Source organism: Serratia sp. AXJ-M, from assembly GCF_046531865.1.
GTDB classification, from domain to species: Bacteria; Pseudomonadota; Gammaproteobacteria; order Enterobacterales; family Enterobacteriaceae; genus Serratia; species Serratia liquefaciens.
The window spans coordinates 3,098,652-3,109,323 of sequence record NZ_CP059394.1; the positions used below are offsets into that span (position 1 = coordinate 3,098,652).

The following is a 10,672-nucleotide window of genomic DNA, read 5'->3' on the forward strand; positions in this document are numbered from 1 at the left end:
ATGGTCAGACAATATGGATTTTTAGTCGATATGCGCGGCTGTTATGGCTGCAAAACCTGCTCGATGGCCTGCAAATCTGAAAATGCCACCCCGGCTGGCGTGCTGTGGCGGCGAGTCAGAGAATTTCACTTTGACGCCCCGAACGCGATGGCGTTTATCTCGATGTCGTGCAACCACTGCGACGATCCGCAGTGCATGAGAGTCTGCCCGGCGGATACCTACAGCAAGCGACCTGACGGCATTGTCGTGCAGGATCATGACAAATGTATTGGTTGCCGGATGTGCATTATGGCTTGCCCTTATAATGCGCCGGTATTTGATCCCGTCGAAGGAAAAACCAGTAAGTGCAATCTGTGCGCTGAACGCCTGGATGAAGGGCTGCTGCCCCGCTGCGTCGCGTCCTGCCCGGCCGGTGTGCTGCAGTTTGGCGATATTGACGAACTGCGCGCTCGCCATTCCGCTGATTTGGCGCGTATCGAGACCCGCTACTCACTGCCGGATCATCGAATCAGTCAGCCCAATATCGTCATTATTCCCGCCGGTGATAAGGAATAGCCCATGTCTGAATATGAACTTCCCTTGGTCTTTTTTACCGTGTTTTGTCAGTGGACGGTCGGCACTATCGTAGCCATCACGGTATTGATTCTGGCGCAGCCGAGCTGGCTAAGCGACGAAAAGCGCTTAAATGTCCTGCGACAGCTGGCGTTAGGGATTGTGGCGATCAATATCCTCGGCTCCGTGCTGTCGCTGTTGCATCTGGGTTCACCCACCGGCGCCTATCGAGCGATTCTGGGGATCGGCCATTCCTGGCTCAGCCGGGAAGTCATCGCTTTCGCCTTGCTGAACGCGGTGGTCGTCATCTGGGCCGCCATGATGTTTCGCTTTAACTCAAACCCCAGGCTGATTCGCCAGGTTAGCCTGCTGGCATCGGGAGCTGGCGTGGCTGCAATCCTGGTTTCCGCACAGGTTTATTACCAGATGGCGAGTCACCCTCTTTGGCATTCGCCGCTCACCCACCTCGGTTTTATCGCCACGGCCCTGTTGCTGGGGTTTACCACCCTTGGGCTGCGGCTCAGCGTGTTCAATGCGGCTCAAAATGATCGCGAAAGGTGGCTCCCCGTCGCGTTGCCGACAGGTATTTTATGCGGCGTGGTATTGCTGTTAGTCGTGATCCTGGGCTACAGCGCCGGGTTCAACCAGCAAGGGAAAATGCTCGCCAGCGCCGTCACCGTTTTTGGCTCGGGTCTAATGGGGTGGCTTATTTTTGGCGCGCTGATTACCGGCAGCGGATTGGCGGCCTATCTGTACCAACGGCCGGTTCTGAACGTTGGCGTGGCGGTCGCACTGATGCTGACGCTGCTCTCAGCCTGTATTGGTGGCCGAATGCTGTTTTACGCCGGCGTCATGAGCCAATACCCTTGGTTTTAATGTTGCGGCTGCGCTGATATTCAAGGCAAGAAAAAGGCCGCCGAGGCGGCCTCAGGTTGCTGACAAAGTCCTTTGCAGTTAAAAGTCCCGATCTGGGGACTAATAAAAACAAAGGATTATCTCTTCTGATTTACCCCAAACACCCGAAAACCACGCTTTTCGGGTGTTTGTCATCAGACTAAGGCCGCCGAGGCGGCCTTTTGTGAACGGGCAGGGGTTAACTGTAGGCGTTGAGCGTACGCTGGCACAAGGCGGAGCGGACGCAGTCTTGTTTATCAAAGCGGATGATGCCGATCATTTCATCCTCTTCGAAGCGCTCCATCGCATCGCTGAGGCCGGACTTCACGCCGCGCGGCAAGTCGCACTGGGTGATGTCACCATTGACGATGACCGTGACGTTCTCACCCAGACGGGTCAGGAACATCTTCATTTGGCTGGCGGTAACGTTCTGGGCTTCATCCAGAATAACCACCGCATTTTCGAAAGTACGCCCGCGCATATAAGCGAAAGGCGCGATCTCCACCTTGCCGATTTCCGGGCGCAGGCAGTATTGCATAAAGGACGATCCTAAACGGCGCACCAGAATGTCATACACCGGACGGAAATAAGGGGCGAATTTCTCAGAGATATCCCCCGGCAAGAAACCGAGGTCTTCATCCGCCTGCAGAACCGGACGAGTAACGATAATCCGATCCACTTCTTTATGTATAAGGGCTTCTGCCGCTTTCGCAGCGCTGATAAATGTTTTGCCGCAGCCGGCTTCACCGGTGGCAAATATCAACTGCTTCTTGTCTATGGCTATTAAGTAATGACCCTGAGCTTCGGTTCGAGCCAGAATGGGGGAGCTATCGCGCTTGTCACGTGCCATGCCGATAGACTCAACACCACCCATTTGTACCAGCGAGGTTACGGATTCTTCTTCCAGCTGGCGATGACTACGAGCGTCACGGCGAATAACGCGTTTCGCTTCACGACGTGCTTTGATCACTGCTTTTTGTCTCATAGTGGCACCTTACAGTTTGTTTCACCTACCGCAACGGCCTGGCCGTGCGATTATGTTTCACATACAGATGCGGGTTTGGCTCCCTTTTGAGCCGACGATAGCCAATAGAAAAAGTGAATATCCGACGGGCATTTCGGCACGCCGATTTTTCACGGGACAACGCGATTGCATAATTAAAACGAGAGAGAAAAGTGACAGGAATTTGTGATAACGGGAGTGCGGTCTGGTCAGAAAAAGAGAGTCGGAGAGAGAGCCCTCGTTACAACGAGTCATCAGGGAAGAACTGTTATTTTTTCTTTCTAGCCCAACCAAGGACTTTACCATTAGCGATCCCCGCAGTGTTATTTACAGCTTCGAGCTGTGCACCTTGTGAAAACTACCGCCAGATGATTACAGTATAATGACATTCAAACCGCGCACGCTGCTAAAATGTAAAAAAATTTAATCTTTTTTGTTTTTAGGCGCCGCAAGAACACTATATCACGCCGATTACGTCATTCAATAAAATTTTTATCACGTTAGATATCATGCTGTTATGATTAAAATACGCGGATGACATTTCGGTTTCCTGATTAAATTTTGCACAAACAAAAACCTGCACATCGCCCCAAATTTATAAATAAAAAAGGCGGGAAAGCTCCCGCCCTGCCGTTCTTTGATTGCGTCGGTAACGCTGTTTAGCGTTATTCGAAGGTATAAGAAACGCTTACCCCGCCGCCCCAGTTTCTTCCCGGAGCCGGTTCGTAGTAACGACCATTGCCTTCATTGACGATCACCGACCCCACGTATTGGCGGTCAAACAGGTTATCCACCCGACCGAAAACATTCAGCATCCAGTTCCCCATTGGATAACGATAGCCTGTATTTAAACCCACGGTGGTATAGGCCGGAGCCTGTTCAGTGTTGGCATCATTAACTTCGATATCGCTCATGTAACGTACCTCCGCACCGGCATACCACCCTTCAGGTGGGGACCAGACCAATGAGGCATAGCCCATATTGCGCGCAATACCCGGCATACGGTTGCCGCTTGGCACCTTATTGGCTTCTGAACACTGGCTGTCGCCGCACACATCATCGCGGTAACGCGCGTCTAACAGTGTCCAGGCCAACTGCACTCGCCAATCGTAGGCGAATTGCTGATCCAGCGCCAATTCCAGCCCGCGTCGGCGGGTCTGCCCGGCGTTTTTGTAGCTGGTGCGGCCGTTGCTGCTTTCATCCACCACAATTTCGTTACGCGTGTCGGTCTGGAATACTGCGGCGGTCAGCAGGCCGTTGCCAATGCGAGTTTTACTACCCAACTCAACAGTGTCACTGGTCGAAGGCTGTAAACCGAAGTTAAGCCCAGCCTGATCGCCGGAACGGTACGACAGTTCGTTAATGGTCGGGGTTTCAAACCCGCGACCGGCGGACAGATACAGGTTCCAGCCACTCATCACCGCATAGTTCAGCGAGCCTGCCGGCAACCATTTATGGTAGCTGGCGTTACCGCTGTCATCACCGTTGCTGCTGGTCACGTAGTGGTCGTTGGAGTCGAAATTGACCGTGCTGTAACGCATGCCGGCATCCAGCGTCAGTTTTTGCGTCAACTGCCACGAACTTTGCAGATAGGGATCCAGGTTCCACATCAGGTTGCGCTCATTGCGGCGCAGCGCCCCCTGGGTGCCCAACTCGGTTACGCCGTTAACCTGGGTAAAGTTTTCATAGCCTTTACGCTGCTCGGTCATGGTTTCATAGTCCAACCCGCCGGTCAGGGTATAGGGTACGCCCAGCTCACCGCGGTGCGTCCAGCGGGTATCAATCCCCTGATAATGGCGCGTCAGGTCAATCACCCCGCCAGGATGCTGGGCGCTACGCTGCTGCACCGCAACCGGGATCGACTGGTACTGGGTGGTTTCGCGCTCACCGGCGTACATCATGATGCTCAGGTCGTCATCGGCCCCCATCTGGCGCTCATAGTGCAACCCGGCCTGGGTCTGCGAAGTGCTTTTACGGGTGTTGTACTGGTCGGCACGCGGCGCCTGGCGCGGATTATCGTGCCATTCCGCGTTCGTCAGGCCACCCGGGTCATTGGCGTGAATATCGACGCTGTTGAACAACAGCGTCAGGGTGCTGACATCGTCGATGCGTACGCCCAGCTTGGCATTGCCGAGGTTTTTCTGCGCGCCGCTGTGATCGCGAAAGCCCTGTGTCGTGAACCGGGTACCGGAAATAGTGTAGTTAACGTCACCGGCGTGGGTGCCGTCGCCGGTTGCCCCGGTCGCCTTGACGCTATAACGCCAGGTGCCGTAACTGCCAAAGTACGAACTGGCTTCAAGGCGCGCAGGTTGCTGGCCGGTTTCGGTTTCCACATTCACCATGCCGCCAGAGGCATTGCCGTAGAGGGCGGAAAACGGCCCGCGCAGCACCTCCACCTTTTCAACCGAGTTAAGGTCAATGTTCGACGTCTGGCCCTGACCATCCGGCATGGTGGCAGGAATACCATCGACATAAATACGTACGCCGCGCACGCCATACATTGAACGTGCACCAAAGCCCCGCACCGAAAGCTGCAGATCCTGCGCGTAGTTCTGGCGGTTCTGAATTTGCAGGCCGGGCACGCTGCCCAGACTTTCCGACAGGTTGATCTGCGGTCTGGCCTCACGGATTTGATCGCCATTCACCACGCTGACGGCAGCCGGGGTGGACAGTTCGGATAGGCCGCTGCGTTTGGCCGTGACCACCATGGTCTGTTCGCTATCCTTGTCCTGCGCCAGGGCGCAGACAGGCAGTAAGGCAGGGATAACCAGAGCTGAAACCGCCAACCGGTTTTTATGAGTGCTTTTCATCAGGAGAATGCCGTTAAAGGGATCGGAAAATATGAACCATTTGGAACGTTATGGCCGATATGTTAATGCTTTTAACAAAAAATGAAAATAGTTAGCCTAATTAAAGACGGAGCTCTCGATTTCGCAAGCCCAGGGTTGATTTTAATTAACGGCTGTTGATTAAAAAATAAGGCGGGGAACCCCCGCCTGGTGAAGTGAGGCTCAGGCTTTCAGCAAGCCGCTGCCCAGATAGTCGTTGCTGTCTTTGACCCCTGGCAGCGCAAAGAAATAACCGCCGCCGATAGGTTTGACGTACTCTTCCAGCGCCTCGCCGTTCAGACGTTTTTGCACCGTCAGGAAACCTTTCTCCAAATCGGCCTGGTAGCACACGAACAGCAGCCCCATTTCCAACTGGCCGGAGTTGGACACGCCGATCGAATAGCTATAACCCCGGCGCAGCAGCAAATTACTCTGAGTTTGCGGGGTGCGCGGGTTTGCCAGGCGGATATGCGCATCCATCGGGATCATCTTCCCTTCGGGATCCTTCTCATAGTCCGGCTCGTCGTGTTCATGCTTCATGCCCAGCGGCGCACCGCTGTGCTTTTCGCGGCCGAAGATGGTTTGCTGCTCCTGCAGCGGAGTACGATCCCAGAACTCCACGTGGAAACGGATAATACGCGCGGCCTGATAGCTGCCGCCCACCGCCCATGCCGGTTCCCCGGCGTTATCAGCCACCCACACCACCTGATCCATCAGCGGTTTATCGTCGGTTTTCGGGTTGGCGGTGCCGTCTTTAAAGCCCAGCAGGTTGATTGGCGTTTCTTTGCCCTTGCTACGTGCGGCGTGGGCGGAAATAAACCCTTCTCGCTTCCAGCGCACGCTGAGCAGATCCGGCGAATGCTTGATGATGTCACGCAGCGCGTGGATCACGGTTTCATTGGTATTGGCGCAAATCTGCAACACCAAATCGCCGTGGCACAGGCTGGCGTCCAGCGAGTCGTTGGGAAAACGCGTCATTTTTTGCAGCCGCAGCGGCTTGTGGGCCTGCAGACCGAAACGCTCGTCAAACAGCGAGGTTCCGACCGACACGGTGATGGTCAGGTTGTCCGGGTAGATCTCCGACCCCATGATGCCCGAATCAAGCGGTGGCAGCTTGGGATCCACTTCCGGCGCTTTGCCGCCGGTGGTCAAAAACGCAATGCGGTTGGTCAACAGCCGAAACAGCCGCTCCAAATCCTGCTTGTTGCTGGCCAGCACGTCAAAGGCCACCAGCATCATCGCCGCTTGCTGCGGCGTGAGGATCCCGGCCTGGTGCGCGCCGTAGAACGGTTGCTTCTGCCAGCGTTCATCCTTGGCGACCGCCAGCGGTTCCGCCGTTTTATCTGCCGCCTGGGTCAGACGACTGCCGCCCAGCGCCAGTACGCCCAGCCCCAATCCCTGCAATAAACGACGGCGCGACGGTGACGCCGCGCCCTGCGTTTGTGGATGCGGCCCGTTTTCCGGGCCGATCTTGTTACTCATGATGCTTTGCCTCAGTCCAGACCCAGAACGCCACGCAGCTGTGACAAATCTTCCGCCAGAGTGGTGATTGGCCCTTTCATGGCGTTGCGATCGGCATCGGTCAGCTTCTCGTAAGACTCATAGCCATCTTTGGTTTTGTATTTCGCCAGAATGGTATCGACGGTTTTAAAGTTGGCGTCGATCTTGTCCAGCAACGGCTTGTTGGCCTTGACCAACAGCGGGCGCAGCAGGTTAACGATTTTTTGCGCGCCGTCTACGTTGGCCTGGAAGTCCCACAGGTCGGTGCGGCTGTAACGGTCTTCTTCACCGCTGATTTTGCTCGCCGCCACTTCTTCGATCAGGCCCGCAGCGCCGCCCACCACCTTGCTTGGCGGGAAGGTCAGGTCGGTCACGCGTTTTTGCAGCTCAAGGGTGTCCTTGTACAGCCGATCGGCGTATTGGTTCATGTCTTTGGTGGTGTTGTCGGCAAACAGCGCTTTCTCCAGCCGGTGGAAACCGGTGAACTTCGGATCTTCCGCTTTTTTCTCGTAGTCATCTTCGCGGGCGTCGATACTGCCGTCCAAATCGGAGAACAGCTCGGCGATCGGCTCAATTCGCTCGTAATGCTGACGGGTCGGCGCATAGAGTTTACGCGCTTCTGCCACGTTGCCGGCCTTCACGGCATCGGTGAACAGCTTGGTCTGTTTGACCAGCCCTTCCACTTCTTTGGTGACGTAGACTTTGTATTCAGCAATCGGCCCAACCAAATCCATGGCGTTCGGTTTACCGTCGGTGGCAGCACCGGCCGCCGCGGTCACGGTCAGCTTGCCTTTCGGATTGCTGAGCAGCCCACAGGTCATGTCGTATTCGCCCGCTTCCAGATTGGCGGTCATCTTCTGGGTGAAGCCCGGTGCGATGTTTTCACGCTCTTCCACCACCATCACCCCTTTCAGAATTTCCCACTCCACGTTTTTCTGGCTGGTGTTGTGCACCACAAACTGGGTTTTACCGGCCGGCACCGTCAGTTGCATCGGCTCACACTGTTTGTCGTTAACGGTAATTTTTACCTGCGGCACGTCCGCCGCCAGGGCATCAATGCTCAGCGCGAACGCCGGGAGAGCCAGTAATGCTGCGTGCAAAGCCTTGCGGCGGAATAACGGAGTAGACATACAAGATTCCCTATTAAATTAATGATTGATTTTACGTTGCGTCGAAACCGCGACCGGTTCCACACGCTGCGGCAGGAAAAAGAAAATCAGTGCTGGGATCAAATACAAGAAGTAGACCGCCACTTCGCTTACCGTTGGCGTTTCCTGGTAGCCGAAGATGCCTTCGAGCAGGGTGCCAAACAGGGAGTGGGTCGACAGATGGTTACTCAGATCAAACGCGATGTCCTGGAAGTGGTTCCACAACCCGGCTTCGTGGAAGGCGCGGATCGCCCCGGCGGCCAGGCCGGCGGCAACGAACAGGATAAACAGGCTGGTCCATTTGAAGAATTTGGCCAGTTGCAGCTTCACGCCGCCCCAGTAAATCATCATGCCCAGTACAATGGCGGCCACCAGACCAAGCACCGCACCTATCGGGGCTTCAATCCCCACGTCTTGCTGGAAAGCCGCCAGCAGGAAGAACACCGACTCCAGCCCTTCGCGCGCCACGGCAAAAAACACCATCGCTACCAGCGCCCAGCCCTGACCTTTGCCGGAGTTGAGCGCATTGTCGATGGCGCCTTCCAGATGCACCTTGACCGATTTGGAGACCTTACGCATCCAGAACACCATATAGGTCAGGATCAATACCGCTACCACCGCGACAATGCCCTCGAACAGTTCTTGCTGCTTTTGCGGGAATTCGCCGGTGGTTTCATTGATGAAGATGCCGAGCGCCAGGCACAGAGCGGCGGCAACAATCACCCCTATCCATACCACGCCTAACCATTGACCCCGCTGCGTGCGTTTCAGGTAGCTGGCAATCAGGCTGACGATCAACGCCGCCTCCAGCCCCTCACGGAACATGATAAGGAAGGGAACAAACATAAGTAATAACCCCTAAAAAGGCATCTGCTGCGAAGCGCCCGCACGTCAGAAATGACGGCAGCGCCAATGTAAAGAAAAGTAAAACACAACGATAGTGATTATCATTCTGGCTGAAAGAAATACAAGAGCGCCAAGGGTGATTTTTTCTAATCAAATGTCGCCAGTTGTTTCCGCAAGAAGACGAAAAACCTGGGAGGATGAAATAAAAAAGGCGCCTTAAGCGCCTTTTTGACTCGCGTTGCGAGAGATTAAACGGTTTTGAATTCGGCTTCCGCCTGATCGAAACGCTCGGTAATGGTGGCGGAAGGAGAACGCCCCATCAGGCTCACCACCACGATGGCGATACAGCCGAACAGGAAGCCCGGGATGATTTCATACAGATCCAGCCAGGCGAAGTGTTTCCAGACGATCACCGTTACTGCGCCAACCAGCATGCCGGCCAGGGCGCCGTTACGTGTCATGCGTGACCACATGACCGAGATCAGCACCACCGGACCGAAGGCAGCGCCGAAGCCGGCCCAGGCGTAGCTCACCAGACCCAGCACGCGGTTTTCCGGGTTTGCCGCCAGCGCGATAGCCACTAACGCCACCACCAGCACCATGATGCGCCCTACCCATACCAGCTCACGCTGGCTGGCGCCCTTACGCAGGAAGGCTTTGTACAGATCTTCGGTAATCGCACTTGAACACACCAACAGCTGGCAGCTCAGGGTACTCATTACCGCCGCCAAAATTGCCGACAGCAAAATGCCGGCGATCCACGGGTTGAACAGAATCATCGCCAGCTCGATAAACACGCGCTCGCCGTTTTGCGACACGTTGCCCGCCTGGTCCGGGTTATTGGCGAAGTAAGCAATACCGAAGAAGCCGACGGCAATGGTGCCCGCCAGACACAGGATCATCCAGGTCATGCTGATGCGACGTGCGCTGCGGATAGTGCGGTGAGAGTCGGCCGCCATAAAGCGCGCCAGAATGTGCGGCTGACCGAAGTAACCCAGCCCCCAGCCCAGCAGCGAGAGAATAGCCACAAAGTTCAGGCCTTTCAGCATGTCGATATTGGCCGGGTTTTTCGCTTCGATAACCAGCATCGAAGTATCGATGCCGCCGACAGCAAAGATAACAATCACCGGCGTCAGGATCAGCGCGAAAATCATCAGGCTGGCCTGGACGGTGTCGGTCCAGCTCACCGCCAGGAATCCGCCGATGAAGGTATAAAGGATAGTGGCCGCAGCGCCGGCCCACAGCGCCGTTTCGTAGCTCATACCAAAGGTGCTTTCGAACAGACGCGCACCGGCGACGATGCCGGAAGCACAATAGATAGTGAAGAACACCAGAATGACAATGGCGGAGATCACCCGCAGCAGCTTGCTGTTGTCTTCAAAACGGCTGGTGAAATAATCCGGTAACGTCAGGGCGTTATTGTTGGCTTCGGTATGAACACGCAGCCGCCCCGCCACCAGCTTCCAGTTAAGGTAAGCGCCGATGGTCAGGCCTATCGCAATCCAGCTTTCAGAGATGCCGGACAGGAAGATGGCGCCCGGCAGGCCCATCAGCAACCAGCCGCTCATATCCGATGCGCCGGCAGAGAGCGCGGTCACCACGCTGCCCAGGCTACGACCGCCCAGAATGTAGTCGTCAAAGTTATTGGTTGCCCGGTAGGCAAGTAGGCCGATTAACACCATCCCGAAGATATACACCAGGAAGGTGACCAGCATTGGTGTGCTCATTGTCATGAAATTCTCCACTCTCATTATTATTTCGCGCTGTATTGCGATAGTTACTGCTTGCCAATTCGCCGGAACGTGGCGAAAAGCGGACACTCCCGCGAGTGAAAATAGTTTCCCCCCGCAATTGTCTGACCGTCGGCTATCCTAGTTGACCTGTTGATTATCCAACAAGAC

General features: G+C 55.4%; 8 protein-coding genes. 2 read left to right on the top strand and 6 right to left on the bottom strand.

The annotated features are described in order from the left end of the window. Positions 1-555 carry a 4Fe-4S dicluster domain-containing protein gene (locus H0S68_RS14520; protein ID WP_410528792.1) on the top strand — a complete coding sequence of 185 codons (555 nt, stop codon included), beginning with the start codon at positions 1-3 and terminating at the stop codon, positions 553-555. A 3-nt stretch (positions 556-558) separates the two neighbouring features. Further along, a complete protein-coding gene (locus H0S68_RS14525) occupies positions 559-1,428 on the top strand; it encodes a dimethyl sulfoxide reductase anchor subunit family protein (protein WP_410528793.1) in 870 nt (289 codons plus the stop codon). A gap of 217 nt (positions 1,429-1,645) precedes the next feature. On the opposite strand, the gene phoH is transcribed toward H0S68_RS14525, so the two are convergent. From phoH to putP, 6 genes are all read right to left on the bottom strand, one after another. Next, the gene (phoH, locus tag H0S68_RS14530) at positions 1,646-2,431 is read right to left on the bottom strand and encodes a phosphate starvation-inducible protein PhoH (protein ID WP_020827477.1); all 786 of its coding nucleotides are present in this window, start codon (positions 2,429-2,431) and stop codon (positions 1,646-1,648) included. A 683-nt stretch (positions 2,432-3,114) separates the two neighbouring features. Beyond that, positions 3,115-5,259, bottom strand: a complete 2,145-nt coding sequence (pqqU, locus tag H0S68_RS14535) for a TonB-dependent receptor PqqU (RefSeq protein WP_410528794.1) — start codon at positions 5,257-5,259, stop codon at positions 3,115-3,117. A gap of 201 nt (positions 5,260-5,460) precedes the next feature. Further along, positions 5,461-6,759 carry an iron uptake transporter deferrochelatase/peroxidase subunit gene (efeB, locus tag H0S68_RS14540; RefSeq protein ID WP_410528795.1) on the bottom strand — a complete coding sequence of 433 codons (1,299 nt, stop codon included), beginning with the start codon at positions 6,757-6,759 and terminating at the stop codon, positions 5,461-5,463. Between the two features lie 11 nt (positions 6,760-6,770). Beyond that, positions 6,771-7,907 carry an iron uptake system protein EfeO gene (gene efeO, locus H0S68_RS14545; RefSeq protein WP_142815047.1) on the bottom strand — a complete coding sequence of 379 codons (1,137 nt, stop codon included), beginning with the start codon at positions 7,905-7,907 and terminating at the stop codon, positions 6,771-6,773. Between the two features lie 18 nt (positions 7,908-7,925). After that, a complete protein-coding gene (gene efeU / locus H0S68_RS14550) occupies positions 7,926-8,771 on the bottom strand; it encodes an iron uptake transporter permease EfeU (RefSeq protein WP_410528796.1) in 846 nt (281 codons plus the stop codon). Positions 8,772-9,019: 248 nt separating this feature from the next. After that, on the bottom strand, positions 9,020-10,504 hold the full coding sequence (gene putP / locus H0S68_RS14555; protein ID WP_046373267.1) for a sodium/proline symporter PutP: 1,485 nt from the start codon (positions 10,502-10,504) through the stop codon (positions 9,020-9,022). Positions 10,505-10,672 lie beyond the last annotated feature (168 nt).

Bases quoted from the DNA above. Each gene is read 5' to 3' on its own strand.
- pqqU (WP_410528794.1), bottom strand. From the start codon at position 5,259: ATGAAAAGCACTCATAAAAACCGGTTGGCGGTTTCAGCTCTGGTTATC.
- H0S68_RS14525 (WP_410528793.1), top strand. From the start codon at position 559: ATGTCTGAATATGAACTTCCCTTGGTCTTTTTTACCGTGTTTTGTCAG.
- putP (WP_046373267.1), bottom strand. From the start codon at position 10,504: ATGACAATGAGCACACCAATGCTGGTCACCTTCCTGGTGTATATCTTC.
- H0S68_RS14520 (WP_410528792.1), top strand. From the start codon at position 1: ATGGTCAGACAATATGGATTTTTAGTCGATATGCGCGGCTGTTATGGC.
- efeU (WP_410528796.1), bottom strand. From the start codon at position 8,771: ATGTTTGTTCCCTTCCTTATCATGTTCCGTGAGGGGCTGGAGGCGGCG.
- efeO (WP_142815047.1), bottom strand. From the start codon at position 7,907: ATGTCTACTCCGTTATTCCGCCGCAAGGCTTTGCACGCAGCATTACTG.
- phoH (WP_020827477.1), bottom strand. From the start codon at position 2,431: ATGAGACAAAAAGCAGTGATCAAAGCACGTCGTGAAGCGAAACGCGTT.
- efeB (WP_410528795.1), bottom strand. From the start codon at position 6,759: ATGAGTAACAAGATCGGCCCGGAAAACGGGCCGCATCCACAAACGCAG.